This window comes from Mycobacterium zoologicum (assembly GCF_020181635.2).
Classification (GTDB): Bacteria; Actinomycetota; Actinomycetes; order Mycobacteriales; family Mycobacteriaceae; genus Mycobacterium; species Mycobacterium zoologicum.
In genome coordinates this window covers 170,299-192,331 of sequence record NZ_JAYJJS010000006.1, presented here as the reverse complement: position 1 = coordinate 192,331, position 22,033 = coordinate 170,299, and the positions used below count along the sequence as shown (strand labels likewise).

Here is a 22,033-nt window from a genome sequence, read left to right as displayed (position 1 = left end):
CCCCCCCCCCCCCCCCCCCCCCCCCCCCCCCCCCCCCCCCCCCCCCCCCCCCCACAGCCGGTGCCGGGCAACTTCATGCCGGCGTTGCCCGCGCCGAAGCCGATCCAGGTTCCGCAGGATCCGATATCCAATCCCGTTGTGGCCCCCGTGAATCCGGTGCCCGCCGCGGTGGCGCCGCCGGTCGTCGCGCCGACCATACCGCCGGTGGTGCCACCACCGACCGCGGTGATTCCCTTCCCGATTCCGATCCCGACCATTCCCACGCCCACTGGCGGTGGCGGTGTCGGTGGGACGGGAGGCTGGGACGGCTGGGGCGGCGGCAGTGGTTCGGGGGGCAGCAATAGGTCGGGCGGGGTCAGCAGTTCCGACGGGAGCAGTAGCTCGGGTGGCAGCAGTTCCGATGGTGGGCACAGCGGTGACGGCCACAGCGGCGGGGGCCAGAGCGGTGAGGGCCAGAGCGGTGAGGGACATGGTGGCAACGGCCACGGTAGTGGTGGGCACAGCGGCGGCAGTGACACCGGCGGCTCGCCTTCGAGCGGTGGTACGAGCTCCGGCGGGGATTCCGACGCAGGCTCGACAGGCTCGGGTGGAACGAGCTCGGGTGGAACGAGCTCGGGTGGAACAGATTCGAGTGGGAGCGGGTCGGGCGGTACGGGTTCGGGCAGTGACGAGGGCAGTTCGAGCGGTTCCGGGAGCGGCTCCGGAGGTTCGGGAAGTTCGACGGGGGGCACCGATGGCAGCGGGTCCGCCGGCAGCGGTTCGGGCGGTGGCTCCAGCGATTCCGGGAGCGCCGGCTCGAGCGGATCGAGTGGCAGCGCTTCGGGTTCCGACGGCGGCGGCTCCAGCGGCGGCTCGAGCGGTGGGGGATCCAGTGGCGGCTCGAGCGGCGGCGGCTCGAGCGGCGGGAGTTCCGGCGGTGGTTCGGATGGCGGTGGGTCCAGCGGCGGTTCGAGCGGCGGGGGAGGCTCTGGTGGTTCCGGTGGTGGCGGATCGGGTGGTGGCTCCGGCGGTGGATCCGGCGGCGGTGGAGCAGGCTCCGGTGGCGGTGGAGGTGGCTCCGGCGGTGGATCCGGCGGCGGTGGATCCGGCGGCTCCGGTGGCGGTGGTTCTGGCGGCGGCTCCGGCGGAGGCGGCGACTAAGCCGGAGTCCCTCAGCGAATAAATCGGCGTGCCAACGCCTTTCGGTCCAGCTTTCCGATCCCTCGCCGGGGCAGTGTGGAGACAATGTGCAACTCGCGCGGCGCCGCCGTCACATCGAGGGAGCGCCCCACGAAAGCGCGCAGCTCCTCCAGCGACGGCGGCGTCGTCCCGGCCGCCACCACCGCGGCGGCCACCCGCTGGCCCAGCCGGTCGTCGGGGACGGCGAATACCGCGCATTCGGCCACCGCGGGGTGGGTCGACAACACGGCCTCCACTGGTCCGGGCATCACCGTCAGGCCACCGGTGCTGATCGCGTCGTCGGCGCGGCCGAGCACCGTCAGGACCCCCGAAACATCCAGAGTGCCAACGTCATCAGTGACAAACCAACCCGGCTGCTCGAACGGGTCCGGCGAAACGGGATTGCGGTATCCGACGGCCAGCGTCGGGCCCCCCATCACCACCCGCCCGTCGTCGATACGCACCCGCACCCCGGGCAGCGGCACGCCGTCATATACGCAGCCGCCGGCGGTCTCGCTCATGCCGTAGGTCCGCACCACCCGCACACCCGCGGCCGACGCCGCGTCCAGGATCGGTTGCGGAGCCGGTCCACCGCCCAGCAGCACCGCATCCAACTCGGCCAGCGCGGCCGTCGCCTCGGGCGCTGTCAGCGCCTTGGCCAATTGCGTCGCCACCAGAGAGGTGTAACGACGACCGGAACCCAGCTCAGAGACCGCCGCGGGCAGCAGGTCGATGTCAAAGCCCGCCGTGACGTCGAGCTGCACCGGGGTGGTACCGGCCGCCAGACTGCGCACCACCACCTGTATTCCGGCGATGTGATGCGGAGGCAGGGCCAGCAGCCATCGGCCGGGCCCGCCCAGGCGGTCGTGGGTGGCCGCAGCGCTGGCCAGCAGGGCCGCACCGGTCAGCAGGGCGCCCTTGGGGGTTCCGGTGGTTCCCGACGTAGTCACCACCAGCGCGACGTCATCGCCGATCGGTTCGCCGACCCGCAGTGCCGACAGCAGCGACGGATCGGTTTCGGGGGCCACCGGAGTCACCGCGGGAGCGCGACCGTCCAGGACGTCGTGCAGGACGGGCAGCAGTGTCGAGACGGCCGCGCCGGGCTCGACAACCAGCGCACGAAGGCCGGCTATTGCGCCCCTCCACCGGGGGAGGCGTCGTCGAGCAGCCAACCCTTGGCGGCCAGCCGCTGCCGAACCCGTTCGACGTCTTCGGGGGCGGGCAGTTCGTTGGTGAGACGGGAGATCAATACGCCGATGTCGATGTGGTCGAAATCGCCGCGGCCGATCAGTTCCCGGGCGACGGCTTTGACCTCGTCGCTGGTGAGCCGCCGTGACAGCAACGCCAGCAGCGGGATGTAGTCGGTCTGCGGGACGCCATCGGGATACCCGTCGCGCAGCCACGCAACGATGGAGGCAAGAAATTTGTTCATCCTGAGTTAACTTCCCGCGTCGACAACGAGTATGTCGCCATTGATATTACGTCACATCGCGGCCGAAGACGTCGTCCCAACCATTCCAATCATCCCACTGCCAGCCGATCCGGTGCTCGATGAAGTCGCGCGAAATGAACAGCACACCGACGAGCATCATCGCCAGCAGCAACGCGAAAACGGCCCAACGCATTACGGTCAATCCGCGGCGACTGGCGCCGGGTCCGTCGGCGGCCGCACCGAGGCGCACCCCGATCGCGAACAGTGCGGGCAGTGCGGTTCCGATCAGCAGGCCGAAGATCAGGATCTTGGCCGTGGCCACATAGTTGAACCAGCTGCTCAGCGTGTTCACGCACCGACCTCCTCGGTGCCGGAATCGGCCAGCACGGCCGACTGAACCGGTTGCGGCGCAACTTCATTCAGCCCAATAGTATCCAGCCCATCGGTCATGTGATCACCCCAGTCGGCGGTGACGTTGGTGTGGTCGACCGGGGCCTTGCGGGATTGGCGCCAGATCAGGCCGGAGACCGTCAGCAGCAGGGCGAGGCCGGCCAGAGTCCCGGCGTAGCCGCCCAGGGTGTGGATCACCCGGTAGGTGAACGCCCCGATGGCGCCGGCCAATGGCAGGGTGATCAGCCAGGCCACCACCATCTGGCGGGCCACCTGCCAGCGCACCGTGGCGCCGGGCTTGCCCAGGCCGGAGCCCAGCACCGAACCGGTCACCACCTGAGTGGTGGACAGTGAGTAGCCGAAGTGACTGGACAGCAAAATGATGGACGCAGAAGAGGATTCGGCGGCCATTCCCTGCGGGGCCTCGACCTCAACGAGCCCCTTGCCCAGGGTGCGGATCACCCGCCATCCGCCGAAGTAGGTGCCCGCGGCCATCGCCATCGCGCAACACACGATTACCCACAGCGGTGGCATCACGTCGGTGTTCTGCGCTGCCCCGTAGGAGATCAGGGCCAGGAAGATGACACCCATCGTCTTCTGGGCGTCGTTGGTGCCGTGCGCAAGTGACATCAGCGCGGCCGAAAAGACTTGCCCGCGACGGAATTCCCGTCGGGTGCGTTCGGGGGACAGGCCGCGGGTCAGCCGGTAGACCAGCCAGGTGCCGATGGTGGAGATCAGGATGGCCGCCAGCACCGCCACTACGGTGGGCACCAGCACCTTCGAGACCACCCCGGCCCAACGCACCCCGCCCCCGCCGGCTGCGGCGAGCATCGCCCCGACGACGCCGCCGATCAGGGCGTGCGAGGAGCTGGATGGGATGCCCAGCAGCCAGGTGAGCAGGTTCCAGACGATGCCGCCGACGAGGCCGCCGAACATGACCTCCAGCGTGACCAGGTGGGTGACCACCAGGTCCTTGGCGATCGTCGCCGCGACCTGGGTCGACAGGAATGCTCCGACGAGGTTCAGCACCGCGCACAGGGTGACTGCCGTTTTCGGCTTGAGCGCGCCGCTGGCGATACCGGTGGCGACGGCGTTGCCGGTGTCGTGAAAGCCGTTGGTGAAGTCGAACGCAAGTGCGGTGATAACGACGGTTATCAGCAGGAAGAGCTCCAAGGTCACCGTGCGGATTTTTGCAGCCGCACACCCGCCTTGTCGAACTGGGTTACTTGGCCTTGGCGCCGAGCAGGTACCAGCCGAAGTGGTGTCCCAGGAAGTCACGGGCGACAAACAGCACTCCGATGAGCACCACGGCCAGCACCAGCGCGAAGATGGCCCAGCTCAGAGCGACCAGCGCCGGCCGCCGCTCGCCTGCCACGGTCCGACGGCCCGCGGTGGTCACCGCCAGGCCGCTGCCGACTGCGTTGATCCGCATCGCCACCGCGAACAGGGCGGGCATGGCCGCACCGACCAGTAGGCCGAACACCAGGATCTTCAAGGTCGCGGCGTAGTTGAACCACTGACTCATGACTGCACCACCTGCCGCTCGGCGTCGCCGGCGGTGACGGGGTTCAGCTTGGTCGGCTGGCCGCTGATGTCGAATGCCGTCCGCAGCGCGTATGCGGGTTGCGGACGCCCGTTGGTGGCCGGGACGTCCGCACCGGACAAGCCGCCGGTGAGGTGGCCGTCCCATTCGTCGTTGACGTTGTTGTGGTCGATGCGCGACCGGCGTGACCGCAGCCAGATCGACACGACCGCCGAGATCAGCAGGCCCACGCCCACGAGGATCCCGGGGTAGCCGCCGATACCGTGTACCAGGCCGTAGGCGCCCGAGCCGACGGCGCCGGCCATCGGCAGCGTCACCAGCCAGGCTGCCGCCATGCGTCCGGCCACACCCCAACGCACCTGGGCGCCCGGCTTGCCGACGCCGCTGCCCAGCACCGACCCGGTGGCGACCTGGGTGGTGGACAGCGAATAGCCGAAGTGGCTGGACAGCAGGATTACCGCGGCGGCGGCCGACTCGGCGGCCATGCCCTGCGGTGGCTTGATCTCGACCAGACCCTTGCCCAGGGTCCGGATGATGCGCCAGCCGCCGGTGTAGGTGCCGGCGGCCATGGCCAGGGCACAGCTGACGATCACCCACAGCGGGGGCATGGTCGCCGACGTGCTCACCGAGCCGTAGGACATCAGCGCCAGGAAGATCACGCCCATCGTCTTCTGCGCGTCGTTGGTGCCGTGGGCCAGCGATACCAGTGCGGCCGAACCGATCTGGCCGCGGCGGTAGACCTTCTCGGCGTGCTGTTCGTCGACGCCGCGGGAGATGCGGTAGACCAGCCAGGTACCCACCGAGGCGATGACGGTTGCGATCACGGTGGCCACCACCGCCGGGACCAGCACCTTGGAGACGACGCCGTTCCAGATCACCCCGTGCCCGCCTACCGCGGCGATCATCGCGCCGACGATGCCGCCGATCAGGGCGTGCGAGGAGCTGGACGGGATGCCGAGCAGCCAGGTCAGCAGATTCCACACGATGCCGCCGACCAGGCCGGCGAAGACCAGGTCCAGGGTCACCAGGTGGGCGTCCACCAGACCCTTGGCGATCGTCGCGGCGACCGCGGTGGACAGGAAGGCACCGAGCAGGTTCAGGACGGCGGACAGACCGACCGCCTGCTTGGGCTGCAGGGCCCCGCTGGCGATCGACGTCGCCATCGCGTTGCCGGTGTCGTGGAAGCCGTTGGTGAAGTCGAAGGCCAGGGCCGTGATCACCACGATGATCAGGAGGAGCAGGTCTAGGCTCACGGGAACATCACGGCGACAATTCTGCGGTCTCGATCGGGCGGTTGTCTAACGATCAGGCACCCGAAACGCCGGTGTACTCCGAGACGTATCGAACTGTTCTCCCTGCGTTAACCTGCGGGCGCCCGGCGGGTGTCGCGGCGTAGCGGATGGTCGGGGGGAATCTGCACGAAAATCAGTGTGACGCCGTCGGGGTCGGTGACGTGCATCTCATGCAGACCCCACGGCTCCTGGCGCGCTTCCCGGGCGATCGGCACCCCGCGGCCCTCCAGTTCGGCCTGGGTGGCGGCGACGTCGCGGACCTGCAGCCACAGCGCCCCGGGAAAGGGTGCTGCTGCCTTGGCGGGGTTGCCGTGCCCGGCCAGCTCGATCAGCGACTGCCCGGCGTAGAACACCGTCCCGGCGCCGTAGTCGCGGGCGATCGCCAGGCCGATCTCGTCGCGGTAGAACCGCAGCGACCGCTGGTAGTCGTTGGGGCGGAACAGTATCCGGCTGGCCAGGATCTCCATCAGTCCGCCATCACTCGTCGATGGGTTCGATACGGTTCCGCTTGACGATGGCGGTGGCCCAGCCGGCGTTGAGGTTGTCCAGGGCGCGGAACGCCAGCGCCAGGCGCGGTGCGATGCGGATCGGGCGGTAGCGGGCCGCGTCGATCATCCATGCGCCGGCCTCCTCGGCGCTCAGCCCCGGCCTGCCTGCGAACGCCTTGGTGGGCGCGATCATCGGGGTCTTCACCAGCGGGTAGTACAGCGTGGTGGACTGCACCCCGTAGCGGGCCCACTCGCTGTCGATGACCCGGCTGACGGCGCTCAGCGCGGACTTGGAGGCGTTGTAGACGCCGAACAGGGGAGAGGAGTCGGTGAACACGCCCCAGGTGGCGACGTTGATGATGTGGCCGTCGCCGCGCTCGCGCATCGCCGGGGCGAACCCGCGGATCAGCCGCAGCGGCGAGTAGTAGTTCAGCTGCATGGTCCGCTCGACGTCGTGCCAGCGGTCCAGGGATTCGGCCAGTGGCCGGCGGATGGAGCGCCCGGCATTGTTGACCAGGATGTCCACTCCGCCGAACCGCTCGTCGACGTCCTTGACCAGGGCGTCGATCGCCTCCAGATCCGACAGGTCGCACGCGATGGCATGGGCGGTGCCGCCTCCGTCGGTGATCCGGGCGACCAGTGCGTCGAGGTTTTCCTGGCGGCGGGCCACCGCGATCACGGTGGCGCCCGCTGCCCCGAACTGTGCGGCGCCGGCCTCCCCGATGCCCGAGGACGCGCCGGTCACCAGCACCCGCTTACCGGCCAGCTCGACGGGCTCGGCGCCGGGCCGGTGCATCAGCTGCGCGGCGACCGGTGGGCGCATGGTGGCGAGCGTGATCTGGTCGGACAGTCGGCGTAGCGGGCTCTTGCTCATGGTTAGGCAGTCTATGCGCTGGCCGGTGTCTCAGAAGTAGCGCGGGAAGGGGCTCCAGTCGGGGTCGCGCTTCTGCAGGAACGCATCGCGGCCCTCCACGGCCTCGTCGGTCATGTAGGCCAGCCGGGTAGCCTCGCCGGCGAACAGCTGCTGGCCCACCAGGCCGTCGTCGAGCAGGTTGAACGCGAACTTCAACATGCGTTGCGCCTGAGGGGATTTGCCGTTGATCTCCTTGGCCCACTGCACGCCGGTGGCCTCCAGCTCGGCGTGGTCGACGACCTCGTTGACCGCACCCATGTGGTGCATCTGCTCGGCGGTGTAGGCCCGGCCCAGGAAGAAGACCTCGCGGGCGAATTTCTGACCGACCTGGCGGGCCAGATACGCGCTGCCGTAGCCGCCGTCGAAGCTGCCGACGTCGGCGTCGGTCTGCTTGAACTTCGCGTGCTCGCGGCTGGCCAGGGTCAGGTCGCACACCACGTGCAGGCTGTGCCCGCCGCCGGCCGCCCAGCCGTTGACCAGGGCGATCACCGGTTTGGGCATGAACCGGATCAGCCGCTGCACCTCCAGTATGTGCAGCCGCCCGGCGCGCGCGACGTCCACGGTGTCCGCGGTCTCCCCGTCGGCGTACTGATAGCCGCTGCGGCCACGGATGCGCTGGTCGCCGCCGGAGCAGAACGCCCAGCCGCCGTCCTTGGGTGAGGGCCCGTTGCCGGTCAGCAGCACCACACCGACGTCCGGCGACATCCGCGCGTGGTCGAGTGCCTGGTACAGCTCGTCGACGGTGTGCGGGCGGAATGCGTTGCGCACCTCGGGGCGGTTGAAGGCCACCCGGACCGTGGCGTCGGTGACGTGGCGGTGGTAGGTGATGTCGGTCAGGTCGGCGAAGCCGTCCACCGGCCGCCAGATGGTTTCGTCGAACGGGTTCACTCGGTTCGCCCTCCTCATTGACTCTGCGGCGTCAACCGTACGACAGGTGACTGGCGGTATTGGACGTTCACTTACTAGCGTGCGGTCCAGGCCCGGACGGGAGGGATCAGCATGGCTTCGAATCCGGTTTATCCGGCCCAGGTTTCGGTGCATCCCGAGTTGTTGCATACCCACGCCTCACGGGTGAACGATGCGACAGATGTGGCGCGCACCTTCGGTGGTCGCCACGCCGGCTACATCAGCGAATGCGCCGCCGCGTGGGCCGGCGCCTCCGCGGAAGCCCTGGCCGAGCTCAGCGCCCACTGGGAGGCCAGCGACGCGCAGTTGCACGGGCGGATCGGGGCGTTCTCCGCGGTGATTCAAGAGGGCGGCCACCGCTACACGGCGATGGAAGATACGCATGCCTTCAAGTTCACCGCGCTCCGGAAGAGATCCGGCACTTCGTAGCGCATGACGATCACCACCGACGGCATCGAAAAGTGGAATCTCGACACCCTGGACACCGTATTCGAGGTGGCCACCGAACGCGCCGCGCGCAAGGCCGACTTCGGTGGCGCGCTGGGTGATGCCGGCGACGGGCTCAAGGGTTGGGAGGGGCGCGGTGGCGATGCCTTTCGCCTGGAGTTGGGAAAGCATCGCGCTGACATCGACGACCACCAGGCTGAGGCCTCGGCGATAGCCAACGCCTTCTACGCCGCGCGGGCTGAGGTTGCGGCGTGCAAGAAGGAGTGGTCGTCGATCAAATCAATTGCGGCCAGCAATGATTGGGCAATCAGCCCGGACGGCAGGCTGAGTGGCCAGGTCAGCGACCAGAAGCGCAACGACTTTGACTCCCTGCAACAACGGCTGACCGCGCTGATGGCCGATGCTTCTAGGACCGATGGTGATCTGGCCACTGCCATCCGGGCTGTGGTCGGTGACACCAAGGTCGACGCGCGCGGGCGCGCCGTTTTCGGCCCGCCGATGCCGGTCGACGTCCCGAAGGCACCTGTCGACCCGTCCGGGGATCCGGCCGCCGGAAGCCTGCCGTGGCTGCTGAATCACGGGCGGCAGGGCGGTGGCCCCGTCCCTCCGGTGCCGGTGAGTGCCAAGGATGTGGAGGAATTCAAAGTCCAGGCCCGGAAGATGTTCGCCAACTACGGCGTTCCGCCGGATCAGATCGAGGCGCAGGTCAATGCGGCCTTGGTCCAGGCTCAGCAGCCGCTGCCGCGAAGTGCTCCACGCGACGTTCCCCGGGAGCCGGAGCGACAGCCGGCACCGGGATTCGGCGAGGGATTCGGGGACAGCTGGAGGGCAACCGAGCAAGGCGTCAAGAACCTGCTGGGGCAGGGTGGTCCGGGAGCCCCCGGTGTCCTGGAATCCTGGGGTGGTCTGGCCAAAGGGGTGGGCAAGGCCTTCATGAACCCCGTCGGTGTCGGCATGGAGGACATCAAACGGGCGATGGACGCGCCCAGCCTGCCCTACTTCCTGGGCGAGAAGACCTTCGACGTCGGCGCCGCCGCGGTTACCGCGCCGTTCGGCGGGGAAGGTTCGATGATCCGGGCCGGGCTTAGCGAGGCGCTCGAAACCGGCCCGGCATTCTCGCGGTATGCGGCCGTCGGCCTCGATTCCGCTGTGACCTATGACTCGTCGGCAGCGGCTACCGCCATGGACCTCAACCATGCTGCTGCCAACGGCGTACCTACAGCAGGGCTCAGTCAGCAAGTCGCGGCCATGTCGACCCACTACGTGGGCGAATTTCCAGACCGAGTGGTTCTGGGCAGGTTCGGTGGTCAAGACGGTGGATACATCGGCGAGGCGAGGGGCAACGGCGGAATCTACTTCGATACGGGTGATCCAACTTGGGCTGCCCTTACCGACGGACTTGCAAATTCGCAACAGCTGGGCGTCGTTTGGCCGGTGAACGAATCGTTCATCCTCGAACAAATGGAAAGCCAGGTATCACGATTTGACTATGCTTTGCCGTCAGGTTTCGCCAATGTTGATGACATTGTGCGACGTCGCCCATACACTTACTCGGCGCATGAGATAAATTACCTGGATCAGAACGGGCCGGCATTCGGATACGAAAGGGTCGGAAATTCGTGGATATACGGAGGTGATTAACGCGTGACGTGCGACGATGAGGTGGCGCAATACATGGCGCCGACGCTGGCCAGTCTAGGCTTCGCGCTCGACGAAGTTATGTCCGGAATCGTGTACGCCGAACGTCCGGCATGGGCGGCCTTCTACCGAGGTCCGGACTGCAAGCTTCAAATCTGTTGGTCATCACGCGAGGGTGGTATGGAATTCATGCTGGCTCCGTTGGATGCGCCGAATCAGTTCGGACTTGAAGATGGATTCAAAACGTGGCGTTTCATGCTGGGGCTCAGTGATGTGACTGACGACTTGGGGCCGCCTCCTATATACGGGAGTCTTGACGAGATCTGGGCTTGGCAGAAGGCGAAGTTTCAAGCTCACTTTGAGGCCGCCAAACGGGCGTTGTTGGCCGGCTGAAAGGCGCAAGTGAAACATGCTGAGCACCAACGACGGGCTCAACAGTTTCGTCGCCGACGATTGCGTCGACCATTTCACCTACCTTGAGGCGATGTCCTCTACTGGTTATATATGGAGGTGATTAACCTGTGACGTGTGACGATGAGGTAGCGCAATACATGGCGCCGACGCTGGCCAGTCTAGGCTTCGTGCTCGACGAAGTCATGTCCGACATCGTGTACGCCGAAAGTCGGGCATGGGCGGCCTTCTACCGTGGTCCGGACTGCAAGCTTCAAATTTGTTGGGCATCTCGAATTGGTGGAATGAATTTCATGCTAGCTCCTTTGGATGCGCCGAATCGGTTCGGACTTGAAGATGGATTCAAGACGTGGCGTTTCATGTTCGAGCTCAGTGATGCAACTGACGACTTAGGGCCGTTCCCTAGGCGGGGGGGATTTGACGAGATCTGGGCATGGCGGAAGGCGAAGTTTCAAGCTCACTTCGAACCCGCCAGGCGGGCGTTGTTGGCCGGCTGAAGGTGGATGATGATGACGCCCGCGGACCTTAATCAGTATCTGGACGATGGCATGATGCGGTGGTCGAAAGAGCTCTTTGAAATTCATTTCGAACCGCCCGCGTTGCGTTGCTGGCCCGTCGGCCCCCGCCCGGCGCCCCCGAACCGCCGTGACCCTGCACGACCGGCCATCCCCGGCTACCATCAGGCAAGGTTCGCCTAATCCGGGGGGATTTGGGCGGTAGTGCCTGGGGGGATGTTCGTGGGGGCTGTACTGGGGGTATCGCTGTCAGCTACGCGCGCGGGCGTAGTCGTTCTCGACGGTGTCGGAGCTGATGCGTGCACGGTGATCCGTGACGCGGTGGCCGTATCTGCATCGCAATTGGACGCTGTTGCTGCCGCGGTGGCGCGGGCTGCCCGTACGGCCGCGGACCAGGGTTGTCCGGTGCGGGCGATCGGCCTGACCAGCACGACCGATGCCGATTCGTTCGGGTGGGATCTGGAAGCGCTGTTGGTCGAAGCGGGCATCGCAGAGATCGAGATATTCGAGCCCACCGACGCCACGGCGGCGCTGGCAGACGTGGTCGCCTTGAGCACCCGAGCTCAGAGCGCGACGGTCAGCCTGATCACCGAGGACCAGACCCTGGCGGTGCTGGCCGACGGCGACGACGGCACGCATCGCACCGTGGCCTGCATGCACCACGACGACGACGCGGCGTTGGGCTCGTTGGACAAACTCGTCGCCGATTGGCTCTCCGGCCCGGTGTTCGTGATGATCCCGCATGACCTTGCGGCCCAAGGCTTCCCGGATCGGCTGGAGCGTGCCATTGCGCCACGGGCGATTTCGCTGATCGATGCCGAACTGGGGCTGGCCCGCGGGGTGGCGCTTGCTGCCGGAAACTCAGCGTTGGGCGGCGACGTGGTCGCCGATGCTGCGAATACGCCCGTGCGACAACGACTCCACCGCCCCGACGCGATGCTGGTGGGTGCTGTTGCGGTGACGCTTCTGGTCGCGGCGGTGACGGTCGGGTTGGCCCACGGAGTCCTGTTCGGCAACGAACCGCAGACTCCGTCGAGTGTCGGTGTCGCGGCGGCTCGCAACGACGCCCAGCCGAGCCACGATGTGGCGACGCCGCCTTCGGCTGTGGCGCCGGTTTCGGCACCAGAGCCGGTAACGGCCGCCGTTGCGGCGCCGCCGGTTTGGGCGGTGCCGGCTCCGGTTGCAACTCAAAACGCCGCGCCCGAGGAGGCGCAGCTGCGAAAGATGACCGAGCCGCTCGTCGAGTCGGTCCCCGGCCCGGACGCGCCGCCAGCCGGTGTCGTGCCACCGGCGCCCGTCGAGGAACCGGCGCCGTCGCCACTGCAGGACGCGATTACCTTCGTGGAACAGACGCTCGGGATCGACTTCGACAATGACGGCCGGATCGGCGGCCGTGCCGCAACGCCGGCGCCCGATCAAGCTCCGTGAGGCGTGTGCGTTCCGTCATCGTCTGATGGCGATGGCCGTTCCATGCCGTCGCGGTCGCCGGCACAGAACATGCACGGATCGTTGTGTTCGCTGCCGTAGTCGGCGTACTGCGCGACGACGCCGACGACGGCTGCCGCGGTATCGGGGTCGAGCAGCGGTTCGTCGGCTTTGGACGGCTCCAGCGAACCGATGCCCGCAACAAGAGGGATCGGACTGGTCAATGAGCCGGTGACGTCAACGACCGGGTGGCCGTCGACGAACAGCGTGTACATGTCGTGTTCGGGGAATCCGACGTTGAATCGCAGCACCCACCACTGTCCGGATTCTTGTGCGGCGTAAGGGAAGTACGTGTATCCCGTGCGCAACCACTGTGGCTGCACGCCGAGATCGATGGGGGCGGATCAGTAGGCCCCTCGGGAAGCTGCCGGGGATCGCAGTAACGACGGGGCTCGGGCTGATGCGCCGACTGCATGGTGCCCTCGGGCGCTGGGAGCAATTCAATGGCGGGCGGTGTGTAGCAGTAGTCGTCGGGGATGTCCGAGACGTGCTTTGGAGGGTCAACCTCGTCCAGATTTCCGCTCCACAGGATCGTCGTCGGATCACCGGGGTGGAGAAACGATGCCGACACTCGATTTTCTTCGAGGGCGAGAAAGTAGTAGTAGCGCACCGCCTCATCCAAAGACGGCCATGGTCCGTGATCAATGAGCGACTGTCGGGTGTCGCTGGCAAGTCCCCAAACGATGTCGGACGGCGGCGCTTTGTACACGAGGAACATCATCGATGCGTCGGTCCAAGCATGCGAGACGAAAATCGGCGCGCTGCCTCTGGCGTTCTGCATGCTGATGTGGCGAAGCAGTTCTTGCAGCACATCCGCCGCGAAACCGCTTTGCGCTTCCGGGGGCATCACCAAACCGTAATCCTCGCCCCAACCTGGCGCACCTCACCACCGAACCGGCACCATAGAGCGATGCCGCCGCTCGATGACATCCTCGACCGCCTGCACGTGGTGGCTCTGCCGATGCGGGTCAAGTTTCGCGGCATCACCGTTCGCGAGTTGGCGCTGATCGACGGCCCGTCCGGCTGGGGGGAGTTCGGCGCGTTCACCGAATACCAACCGGAAGAGGCGGCGCACTGGCTGGCGTCCGCGGTGGAGAGCGCCTACCAGCCACTGCCGCAACCGATCCGGGACCGCATCCCGATCAACGCGACCGTCCCCGCCGTCGGCGCCGGCCGGGTCCCCGAGGTGCTGGCGCGCTTCCCCGGCGCCAAGACCGCCAAGGTCAAGGTCGCCGAACCCGGCCAGCACCTGGCCGACGACGTCGCGCGGGTCGAGGCCGTCCGTGCGCTCATCCCGACCGTTCGGGTCGACGCCAACGGCGGCTGGACGATCGAGCAGGCCGAAGAGGCGGCAAAAGCCCTGGGGCCATTGGAATACCTGGAGCAGCCCTGCGCCACCGTCGCTGAGCTCGCCGAGCTGCGCCGCCGCACCGACACCCCGATCGCCGCCGACGAGAGCATCCGCAAGGCCGACGATCCATTCGCCGTCACCAAGGCCGGCGCCGCCGACATTGCCGTGCTCAAAGTTGCTCCGCTGGGCGGTATTTCAAAGCTGCTGGACATCGCCGGCCAGATCGGCATCCCGGTGGTGGTCTCCAGCGCGATCGACTCGGCAGTCGGCATCGCCGCCGGCCTGCGCGCCGCGGCGGCACTGCCGGACCTGCAGCACGCCTGCGGGCTCGGCACCGGATCGCTCTTCATAGAAGACGTCGCGGACACCCCGCCCCAACACGACGGCTACCTGCCGGTTCAGTCGATAAAACCCGACCCGGCCCGGTTGCACGCCCTGGCCGCCCCGCCGGACCGGAGACAATGGTGGATCGACCGGATCAAGGCCTGCCACCCCTTGCTGCCGCGCTGAACTCTCACACGCTGGGCAGCCGCGCGTCGATCCCGTTCACGATCGTCACGCCCTCGTCGCTGACATACAGCTTGCAGGCCAGCACGTCGATCGCCACGTTGTTGGCGACGCGCAGCGCCCGCTGGCACGACCAGCCCGCGCTGTCGTCCTGATGCTGAGTCATCCACACGGTGGAGTCGACGTCGGTGACAACGTCGAAGGTCCATGGCGTGTCGTCGTAGCCGTCCTTACTCGTGGTGAATGTCCGCTCGCCGCAGGGCATCCAGCGCCGGGCGGTGTCGTCGAAGAACCGCCGCGCTTGGTCGCGGTCGCGGAACAGCGTCGCGGCCTGGATCACGTAGTGGTCCGAGGTGCCCTCCGACAGGCTCTGAACGATGGTCGAGGTCCAGTCGGTGTCGGCGTACACCGACCGCTCGGCGGGCATCCAGGCGACCAGGCATGCCGGGTCGGCAAACTTCTTGCCCTCGTCGAACATCTTGGTCCGGACGTCTCGGACCCGCATGGCGGGTGCGCCCATGATGTCGCTGACGGTGGTGGCGTCCAGCAGCAGGTCCGGCAGTGCCGAGGCCGCCACCGGCCGCGGCCCGTCGTGGTCGGCCGGTACCGCCCGGCCGCCTGTCGTCCGCGCGCACCCGGCCACCACGACGCAGGCCAGCACCAGTGTGCAGGTCAATCCCGCGGTTCGTTTCCGCATGCCCGTCCCCAATCGCGCCGTTGCGATCCTGACACGATAAGGCGTCGGCGGGTCGCGTACCTTCACACCCGTGACCAACCTCGCTTACGACGACCGTAATTCCGGTGGCGAGCCGGTTGTTTTCATCGCCGGGCGCGGCGGCGCCGGACGCGGATGGCATCTGCACCAGGTCCGTGATTTCCAGCTCGCCCGCTACCGCCCGATCACCTTCGACAACCGCGGCATTGGCGCGACCGAGAACGCCTCGGGTTTCGGCACCGAGACCATGGTGGCCGACACCGCACAGCTCATCGAGTCGCTGGACGTCGGCCCGGTGCGCATCGTCTCGGTGTCGATGGGCTCGTTCATCGCCCAGGAGCTCATGCTGGCCCGCCCCGAGTTGGTGAAGTCGGCGGTGCTGATGGCGACTCGCGGCCGCCACGACCGCAGCCGGGACTTCTTCTACCAGGCCGAAGTGAAGCTCGCTGAGGCCGGCGTGACGCTGCCCGCCGAATATGAGGCGAAAGTCCGCATGCTGGAAAGCTTTTCGCCGAAGACGCTCAGCGACGACACGGCCATCAAGGACTGGATCGCGATGTTCACCATGTGGCCGGTCAAGAACACCCCGGGCCTGCGCTGCCAGCTCGACGTAGCGCCGCTGACCAACCGGCTGCCCGCCTACGCCAACATCACCCAGCCGGTGCTGGTAATCGGATTCGGCGACGACGTCGTCACCCCGGCGCACCTGAGCCGCGAAGTCGCCGACGCCATTCCGGGCGCGCGCTACCTGGAGATCCCCGACGCCGGCCACCTCGGCTTCATCGAGAAACCCGACGCCGTCAACAAGGCCGCGCTGGAGTTCCTGACCGAGATCGACGGCAAGCCGTATCGGTGGACACCTCCACCTCCGACGCACGACTAACCTGGTACCGATGACCAACCCCTCGACGGCACAGGCCCGCATCGTCGTCGACGAACTGATCCGCGGCGGCGTCCGCGACGTGGTGCTGTGCCCGGGATCGCGCAACGCCCCGCTGGCGTTCGCGCTGCACGACGCCGACCGGGCCGGCCGGCTGCGCCTGCACGTGCGCATCGACGAGCGCACCGCCGGCTACCTGGCGATCGGCCTGGCGGTCAGCGCCGGCGCGCCGGTGTGCGTGGCGATGACCTCCGGCACGGCGGTGGCCAACCTGGGTCCCGCGGTGGTGGAGGCCAACTACGCGCGGGTGCCGTTGATCGTGCTCAGCGCCAACCGGCCCTACGAGATGCTGGGCACCGGGGCCAATCAGACCATGGAGCAGCTGGGCTACTTCGGCACCCAGGTGCGCGCCACGATCAGCCTGGGCCTGGCCGAGGAGGCCCCGGAGCGCATGGACGCCCTCAACGCCACCTGGCGTTCGGCGACGTGTCGAGTGTTGGTGGCCGCCACCGGATCTCGCACCGCCAACGCCGGACCGGTGCAGTTCGACATCCCGTTGCGCGAGCCGCTGGTTCCCGAGCCTGACGACGACGGAGCCCTGCCGCCCGGCCGCCCGGAGGGTCGGTCCTGGACCTACACCCCGCCGGTCAGCTTCGATCAACCGCTGGAGATCGACCTGACCCCGGACACCGTCGTGATCGCCGGGCACGGTGCCGGTGCGCACCCGAACTTGGCGGCGCTGCCCACGGTCGCCGAACCCACCGCCCCCGCCCCGGCGAATGCGTTGCACCCGCTTGCGCTGCCAATGCTGCGCCCGCAACAGGTCATCATGGTCGGCCGGCCCACCCTGCACCGCCCGGTGTCGAGCCTTTTGGCAGACCCGAGCGTGCCGGTGTTCGCCCTGACCACCGGGCCGCGCTGGCCGGACGTATCCGGCAATTCGCAGGCCACCGGAACCCGGGCCGTCACCACCGGAACGCCGAACAAGGCCTGGCTGGACCGCTGCGAGCAGCTGAACCGGGCCGCCGGCGCCGCGGTGAAAGACCAGCTGGCGGCGCATCCGCTCACCACCGGCCTGCATGTGGCCGCCGCCGTCGCCGGCGCCCTGTGTCCCGGCGACCAGCTGGTGCTGGGCGCCTCCAACCCGGTGCGCGACGCCGCCCTGGTCGGGCTGGGCAACTTCGTGGCGGCCCGCGACATCACGGTGCGCTCCAACCGCGGGGTGGCCGGTATCGACGGCACGGTGTCGACGGCGATCGGGGCGGCGCTGGCGCACGAACGGACCCACCCCGACGCACGCACCATCGCGCTGATCGGTGACCTGACGTTCGTCCACGACAGCTCCGGGCTGCTGATCGGGCCCACCGAGCCCACGCCGCGCGCGCTGACCATCGTGGTGTCCAACGACAACGGCGGCGGCATCTTCGAACTGCTCGAGCAGGGCGACCCGCGCTTCGCCGACGTCTCGTCGCGCATCTTCGGCACCCCGCACGACGTCGATGTGGGTGCGTTGTGCCGCGCCTATCACGTGGATTTCGCGCAGATCGACAGCGTCGACGCGCTGCCCGCCGCGCTGGCCGAGCCCTCCGCCGGTATGCGGGTGCTCGAGGTCAAGGCCGACCGATCGTCGCTGCGGGCGCTGCACGCGGCGATCAGGGCCGCGTTGTGAGGATGCCGGACTATCGGGCGTTGAAACCCTTGCTGGACAGGGCGGTTCACGGCGAGGGCGTGGTGGCGCCGGATTCGATCGCCGGCCGGGTGCTGCGCGGGGCACGGATGGGTGTGCTGATCCTGGTGGCGCTGGTGACGCTGCAGTCGGCGCTGCTGGTGGCCGGGGCCTGGCGCAACGACATCGCCATCGAACGCAACATGGGGGTGGCCGCCGCCGAGGTCCTCAACGCGGGTTTCCGGCGCTCCACCATCGAGTTCGTGACGCCCGAGCGGATCACCTACCGCCCCGAGCTCGGAGTGCTCTACCCGTCCGAATTGGCAACGGGGATGCGTATTTACGTCGAATACGACAAGTCCGACCCCGACCTGGTGCGGGTGCAGCATCGCACCGCGGTGCTGGCGGTGATTCCGGCCGGATCGGTCGCGGTGATCGCCTGGCTGGTCGGTGTCGCGGCGCTGGTCGGATTGGCGTTCGCCGAACGACGGTGGGGCGACCGCGCCACCTGATCAGCTGCCGTGGGTCAGCCGGTCCAGCCAACCTGCATCGTCGGTGTCCACCAGGGCATGGTTGGTGGCGTCGTACACCGTTGGGGTGCCGGGCTTTTCCGGGTTGGCCGCCAGCAGCTGGACGCGGTTGTAGGCGTTCATCGACCCAGGGTCGACGGCCGGCTGCCCGGATGCGATCCGCTCCACCACCGGCGCGGCCAGTCCGGCATCGCGGGCGGTGTCAGCGACGTCTTGCAAGCTCGGTGCGCCGCCCCGGCGATACAGCTCACCGACGAACCCCTGATAGCTCGCGGCCGAGGTGGCCGGATCAGCCGCCGCCATCAGCGCGTTGCCGACCCGGGCGGAGACGTCGTTGCCCCGGCGGGCGTCCAGAAACGTCATCCACCGGTAGGTGACCGCGACGTCCCCGGCCGCCAGGTGCCGGCCCAGGTCGTCGCCGGAGGCCGATTCGAATTTGGCGCATTCGGGGCACTGCGGGTCGCAGAAGATCTCCAGCTGTACCGGGGCGGACGCCGAGCCGGCCAGCACCCCGAAGTGGTCGGGGCTGAGCGCGGTACCCGGTGGGTCCGCCGCCGCCGGGCCTGCCAAAGCGCCGCCGACTATCACCAGTGTTGCCAATGTGCCCAGCCAAGACCGCATGCGGCCAACCCTATCGGCCCGGGTAGCGTCGACGCCGTGAACCGCGCCAGCCTGGACAAAGACCCCCGTGCGGTCGCGTCGATGTTCGACGGAGTCGCGCGCCGCTACGACGTCACCAACACCGTGATGTCGCTGGGCCGCGACCGCGCCTGGCGTCGTGCCACCCGCAAGGCGCTCGGCCTGCAGCCGGGGGAGAAGGTGCTCGACCTGGCCGCCGGCACCGCGGTGTCCACCGTCGAGCTCGCCAAGTCCGGCGCGTGGTGTGTGGCGGTGGATTTCTCGGTCGGCATGCTGGCCGCCGGCCACCGGCGCGACGTGCCCAAGGTCGCCGGGGACGCCACCAAGCTGCCGTTCGACGACGGGGTGTTCGACGCGGTGACGATCAGCTTCGGGCTGCGCAACGTCGTCGACCACACCGCGGGCCTGCGCGAGATGGCCCGGGTGACCAAGCCCGGTGGGCGGCTGGTGGTGTGCGAGTTCTCCACGCCGACGGTGCCGGTGTTCGCCACCGCCTACAAGGAGTACCTGATGCGGGCGCTGCCCGCGGTGGCCCGCGCGGTGTCGTCCAACCCGGAGGCCTACGTCTATCTCGCCGAGTCGATTCGGGCCTGGCCGGATCAGGCGACGCTGGCCGGCCGGATCGGCGAGGCGGGCTGGTCGCAGGTGAGCTGGCGCAACCTCACCGGCGGCATCGTCGCGCTGCACACCGGCATCAAGCCGGCTTAGTCGACGGCGTCGAACCGGAACACCGCGATCTGTCCGGCGAGCGCCTCGACCTCGTCGGGTGTGCCCTCGCGGACCAGCCCGGCGCGTTTGAGGAACCCCGCGCCGACGGGCACCTGCACCGGAAACTCCCGCAGCACCGGGCGGGCCGCCTCCGCCGACAGCTCCACGATGCGGACCTGGCGTTTCTTGCGGCCGTGGCGCAGTGTGCCCGATCCGGCGGCGCGGGCGTTGAGCGCCCAGTCGGCGTTCGGGAAACCCGCCACGGTGTAGAGCTCGCCGTCGAGGATGAACGGCGTCATCGGGGTGCTGCGCGGCTGACCGGACTTGCGGCCCGGCACGGTCAGCACCATCGGCGGGCCGGTCGGCACGCCCAGCCGCTGCAGGCCGATCATCAGTTTGTTGACCAGCTTGAGCCAGCGCGGGGGCTTGGGCGTGGTCATGGTCTTCAGCCCAGGTGTGCCGAGAGCAGCCAGCCCGCAGCCGACTTGCGGCCATTACCCTCGTCGCGCAGCGGCTGGCCGCCGAACCCGAGGAACTCCTCGGGGAAGGCCGCGTGCAGCCGGGCCGGCGTGATGTCATCGATGACCCAGTACTTCGAGACCACGTCGCGCAGCTCGTCGTCGGTCACCGCGAACGGCGGGCCCTGCGGGATGGCGGCCTTGTCGAAGACCAGCACGAAGTACGACGCCCCCGGCGCGGCGGCCCGCACGATCGACTGTTGGTAGCCCTCGCGGGCCTCCACCGGGATCGAGTGGAACAGCGTGGAGTCGACGATGGTGCCGAACCGGCCGTCATAGCCGGTGAAGTTGCTGATGTCGGCGACCTCGAAGGTGGCGTTGGTCAGGCCGCGTTCGGCGGCTTCGGCGCGGGCCAGGTCGATGGCGGTGGGCGAGCTGTCCAGGCCCACCGTCGTGTGCCCCCGCGCGGCCAGGTGCAGCGAGATGGCGGCCTCGCCGCAGCCGACGTCGAGCACGTCGCCGTGGAACTTGCCCGCGGCGATCAGTGCGGCCAGCTCGGGTTGGGGCTCCCCGATGCTCCACGGTGGTTTGCCGCCCAAGCTACCCATCTGCTCGGTCTCACCCCGGTAGGCGGCGTCGAACTGAAGACTCAATGATTCACTCATCGGTCCGGTATATCAATTAAACTGATACATGTCAACGGTCCTGATACCCGTCTCAGGCGAACGGCTTACGACGGTCCACCAGCCGCGACAACTGGCCCCCGCCCCGCCAGGCCCGCGCCACCAGGTCGGCATCGTCGTCGGTGACCAGGTTGGCCATCACCCGCACCGCCACCCGCATCAGCGTCGTCGAACGCATCGCCACCGGGCCGGTGGCGGGCAGGAACCGCGGGAAGGTCAGCAGCAGCGCCAGCCGCCGGGCCACCGAGAACCCGCGGGCGTAGCGGGCGGCCAGCAACTCCGGCCAGGCGTGGGTGAGGTCCGGGCAGTCCAGCATGTCGGCCGCCAGCTTCCCGGTCTCCAGGCCGTAGTCGATGCCCTCGCCGTTGAGCGGGTTGACGCAGGCCGCGGCGTCGCCGATCAGCATCCAGTTCGGCCCCGCCACCCCCGAGACCGCGCCTCCCATCGGCAGCAGCGCGCTGGCCGGAGCGCGCACCGGGCCCTCGAAGCCCCACTCCTCGCGGCGCAGGTCGGCGTAGTAGGACATCAGCGGTCGCAGCGCCACGTCGGCCGGCCGCTTGACGGTGGCCAGCGCGCCGACGCCGATGTTCACCTCGCCATTGCCCAACGGGAAGATCCAGCCATACCCCGGCAGCACCGCCCCCTCGGGTGAGCGCAGTTCCAGGTGCGAGGTCAGCCACGGCTCGTCACTGCGCGGCGAGGCCAGATATCCGCGGGCGGCCACCCCGTACGCCGTCTCCTGATGCCACTGGCGGCCCAGCACCCGGCCCAGCGTGGAGCGGGCGCCGTCGGCCACGATCAGCTGCCGGCAGCCGACCTCGGTGCCGTCGGCCAACACCACCGAACGCACCCGGCCGTCGGTACCCCGCTGGACGTCGACGGCCTTGACGCCCAACAGCATTCGGGCTCCGGACTCCTCGGCGACCTTGCGGATCCGGTCGTCGAGTTCGGTGCGCGGCGCGGCGCTGCCGGTCGACGGGAATGACGGGCCGGGCCAGTCCACTTCGACCTCGCCGCCGAAGCCGGCCATCCGCAGACCGCGATGACGGATGTGGCTGTCCAGCCACTCGCCCAGCCCCAGCAATTCGAGCTGTTCGACGGCACGCGGCGTCAGCCCGTCGCCGCAGGGTTTGTCCCGCGGAAAGGCCGCGGTGTCGATCACCAGGACGTCCCGGCCGTCACGTGCAGCCCATGCCGCCGCCGCTGAGCCCGCTGGTCCGGCGCCGACTACCACCACATCGGCCACCGTGTCAGCGCTGGAATTCACACTCACCAGTA

The 22,033-nt window shown here is 68.4% G+C and carries 26 protein-coding genes; 11 read left to right on the top strand and 15 right to left on the bottom strand.

The genetic code is table 11. From position 1 onward, the window contains the following. Window positions 1-925: 925 nt before the first annotated feature. The gene (locus K6T84_RS07800; RefSeq protein ID WP_225401317.1) at window positions 926-1,162 is read left to right on the top strand and encodes a hypothetical protein; all 237 of its coding nucleotides are present in this window, start codon (window positions 926-928) and stop codon (window positions 1,160-1,162) included. On the opposite strand, the gene menE is transcribed toward K6T84_RS07800, so the two are convergent. From menE to K6T84_RS07755, 9 genes are all read right to left on the bottom strand, one after another. Then, the gene (menE, locus tag K6T84_RS07795) at window positions 1,152-2,240 is read right to left on the bottom strand and encodes an o-succinylbenzoate--CoA ligase (protein ID WP_408066072.1); all 1,089 of its coding nucleotides are present in this window, start codon (window positions 2,238-2,240) and stop codon (window positions 1,152-1,154) included. The genes K6T84_RS07800 and menE overlap by 11 nt on opposite strands. 47 nt (window positions 2,241-2,287) lie before the next feature. Further along, entirely contained in the window at window positions 2,288-2,590 is a 303-nt protein-coding gene (locus K6T84_RS07790) for a DUF3349 domain-containing protein (protein ID WP_225401318.1), read from the bottom strand. A gap of 46 nt (window positions 2,591-2,636) precedes the next feature. Continuing rightward, window positions 2,637-2,933, bottom strand: coding sequence for a hypothetical protein (locus K6T84_RS07785; RefSeq protein ID WP_224865664.1), 297 nt, complete (start codon window positions 2,931-2,933; stop codon window positions 2,637-2,639). 5 nt (window positions 2,934-2,938) lie between these two features. Beyond that, a complete protein-coding gene (locus tag K6T84_RS07780; RefSeq protein WP_225401319.1) occupies window positions 2,939-4,159 on the bottom strand; it encodes an inorganic phosphate transporter in 1,221 nt (406 codons plus the stop codon). Window positions 4,160-4,202: 43 nt separating this feature from the next. Beyond that, complete coding sequence (locus K6T84_RS07775; RefSeq protein WP_224864371.1) at window positions 4,203-4,505, bottom strand: hypothetical protein; 303 nt, start codon at window positions 4,503-4,505, stop codon at window positions 4,203-4,205. Continuing rightward, window positions 4,502-5,776 (bottom strand): inorganic phosphate transporter, encoded by a 1,275-nt coding sequence (locus tag K6T84_RS07770; RefSeq protein WP_224864372.1) that lies wholly within the window; start codon window positions 5,774-5,776, stop codon window positions 4,502-4,504. Before K6T84_RS07770 ends, K6T84_RS07775 begins: the two co-directional genes overlap by 4 nt. A 107-nt stretch (window positions 5,777-5,883) precedes the next feature. Beyond that, window positions 5,884-6,282: a VOC family protein gene (locus K6T84_RS07765; RefSeq protein WP_224864373.1), complete on the bottom strand. Its 399-nt coding sequence runs from the start codon at window positions 6,280-6,282 to the stop codon at window positions 5,884-5,886. Between the two features lie 10 nt (window positions 6,283-6,292). Next, window positions 6,293-7,177 (bottom strand): SDR family oxidoreductase, encoded by an 885-nt coding sequence (locus K6T84_RS07760; RefSeq protein WP_225401320.1) that lies wholly within the window; start codon window positions 7,175-7,177, stop codon window positions 6,293-6,295. A gap of 30 nt (window positions 7,178-7,207) precedes the next feature. Beyond that, complete coding sequence (locus tag K6T84_RS07755) at window positions 7,208-8,122, bottom strand: 1,4-dihydroxy-2-naphthoyl-CoA synthase (RefSeq protein ID WP_224864375.1); 915 nt, start codon at window positions 8,120-8,122, stop codon at window positions 7,208-7,210. Window positions 8,123-8,215: 93 nt separating this feature from the next. On the opposite strand from K6T84_RS07755, the gene K6T84_RS07750 reads away from it, so the two are divergent. The 5 genes from K6T84_RS07750 (at window position 8,216) to K6T84_RS07730 (ending at window position 12,561) form a co-directional block, all read left to right on the top strand. Beyond that, window positions 8,216-8,551 (top strand): hypothetical protein, encoded by a 336-nt coding sequence (locus K6T84_RS07750; RefSeq protein ID WP_224864376.1) that lies wholly within the window; start codon window positions 8,216-8,218, stop codon window positions 8,549-8,551. 3 nt (window positions 8,552-8,554) lie between these two features. Further along, window positions 8,555-10,210, top strand: coding sequence for a hypothetical protein (locus tag K6T84_RS07745; protein ID WP_224864377.1), 1,656 nt, complete (start codon window positions 8,555-8,557; stop codon window positions 10,208-10,210). Between the two features lie 33 nt (window positions 10,211-10,243). Continuing rightward, window positions 10,244-10,600, top strand: a complete 357-nt coding sequence (locus K6T84_RS07740) for a hypothetical protein (protein ID WP_224864378.1) — start codon at window positions 10,244-10,246, stop codon at window positions 10,598-10,600. A 158-nt stretch (window positions 10,601-10,758) separates the two neighbouring features. Further along, entirely contained in the window at window positions 10,759-11,115 is a 357-nt protein-coding gene (locus K6T84_RS07735) for a hypothetical protein (protein WP_224864379.1), read from the top strand. A gap of 234 nt (window positions 11,116-11,349) precedes the next feature. Further along, window positions 11,350-12,561, top strand: coding sequence for a DUF7159 family protein (locus K6T84_RS07730; protein ID WP_526025537.1), 1,212 nt, complete (start codon window positions 11,350-11,352; stop codon window positions 12,559-12,561). On the opposite strand, the gene K6T84_RS07725 is transcribed toward K6T84_RS07730, so the two are convergent. Beyond that, a complete protein-coding gene (locus K6T84_RS07725; protein WP_224864381.1) occupies window positions 12,549-12,941 on the bottom strand; it encodes a hypothetical protein in 393 nt (130 codons plus the stop codon). The genes K6T84_RS07730 and K6T84_RS07725 overlap by 13 nt on opposite strands. Window positions 12,942-13,528: 587 nt before the next feature. Here K6T84_RS07725 and K6T84_RS07720 point away from each other — a divergent pair. Further along, window positions 13,529-14,479, top strand: coding sequence for an o-succinylbenzoate synthase (locus K6T84_RS07720; protein ID WP_225401322.1), 951 nt, complete (start codon window positions 13,529-13,531; stop codon window positions 14,477-14,479). Between the two features lie 4 nt (window positions 14,480-14,483). Here K6T84_RS07720 and K6T84_RS07715 read toward each other — a convergent pair whose 3' ends face one another. Beyond that, the gene (locus K6T84_RS07715; RefSeq protein ID WP_225401323.1) at window positions 14,484-15,173 is read right to left on the bottom strand and encodes a sensor domain-containing protein; all 690 of its coding nucleotides are present in this window, start codon (window positions 15,171-15,173) and stop codon (window positions 14,484-14,486) included. A 70-nt stretch (window positions 15,174-15,243) separates the two neighbouring features. On the opposite strand from K6T84_RS07715, the gene K6T84_RS07710 reads away from it, so the two are divergent. Genes K6T84_RS07710 through K6T84_RS07700 form a run of 3 tightly spaced genes read left to right on the top strand, consistent with a single transcriptional unit; the run spans window position 15,244 to window position 18,249 of the window. Then, complete coding sequence (locus tag K6T84_RS07710; RefSeq protein WP_225401324.1) at window positions 15,244-16,074, top strand: alpha/beta fold hydrolase; 831 nt, start codon at window positions 15,244-15,246, stop codon at window positions 16,072-16,074. 10 nt (window positions 16,075-16,084) lie between these two features. After that, the gene (gene menD / locus K6T84_RS07705; RefSeq protein ID WP_225401325.1) at window positions 16,085-17,740 is read left to right on the top strand and encodes a 2-succinyl-5-enolpyruvyl-6-hydroxy-3-cyclohexene-1-carboxylic-acid synthase; all 1,656 of its coding nucleotides are present in this window, start codon (window positions 16,085-16,087) and stop codon (window positions 17,738-17,740) included. 2 nt (window positions 17,741-17,742) lie between these two features. Beyond that, window positions 17,743-18,249 carry a DUF3592 domain-containing protein gene (locus K6T84_RS07700; RefSeq protein ID WP_408066069.1) on the top strand — a complete coding sequence of 169 codons (507 nt, stop codon included), beginning with the start codon at window positions 17,743-17,745 and terminating at the stop codon, window positions 18,247-18,249. On the opposite strand, the gene K6T84_RS07695 is transcribed toward K6T84_RS07700, so the two are convergent. Beyond that, entirely contained in the window at window positions 18,250-18,888 is a 639-nt protein-coding gene (locus tag K6T84_RS07695; protein WP_225401327.1) for a DsbA family protein, read from the bottom strand. Between the two features lie 36 nt (window positions 18,889-18,924). Between K6T84_RS07695 and K6T84_RS07690 the strand changes: the two genes are divergently transcribed. After that, window positions 18,925-19,614, top strand: coding sequence for a demethylmenaquinone methyltransferase (locus K6T84_RS07690; RefSeq protein ID WP_225401328.1), 690 nt, complete (start codon window positions 18,925-18,927; stop codon window positions 19,612-19,614). On the opposite strand, the gene K6T84_RS07685 is transcribed toward K6T84_RS07690, so the two are convergent. The 3 genes from K6T84_RS07685 to menJ are packed head-to-tail and all read right to left on the bottom strand — an operon-like array spanning window position 19,611 to window position 22,022. After that, window positions 19,611-20,054 carry a nitroreductase family deazaflavin-dependent oxidoreductase gene (locus K6T84_RS07685; protein WP_225401329.1) on the bottom strand — a complete coding sequence of 148 codons (444 nt, stop codon included), beginning with the start codon at window positions 20,052-20,054 and terminating at the stop codon, window positions 19,611-19,613. The genes K6T84_RS07690 and K6T84_RS07685 overlap by 4 nt on opposite strands. 5 nt (window positions 20,055-20,059) lie before the next feature. After that, entirely contained in the window at window positions 20,060-20,737 is a 678-nt protein-coding gene (locus K6T84_RS07680) for a class I SAM-dependent methyltransferase (RefSeq protein WP_225401330.1), read from the bottom strand. Between the two features lie 52 nt (window positions 20,738-20,789). Then, the gene (gene menJ / locus K6T84_RS07675; protein ID WP_408066068.1) at window positions 20,790-22,022 is read right to left on the bottom strand and encodes a menaquinone reductase MenJ; all 1,233 of its coding nucleotides are present in this window, start codon (window positions 22,020-22,022) and stop codon (window positions 20,790-20,792) included. Between the last annotated feature and the right edge of the window lie 11 nt (window positions 22,023-22,033).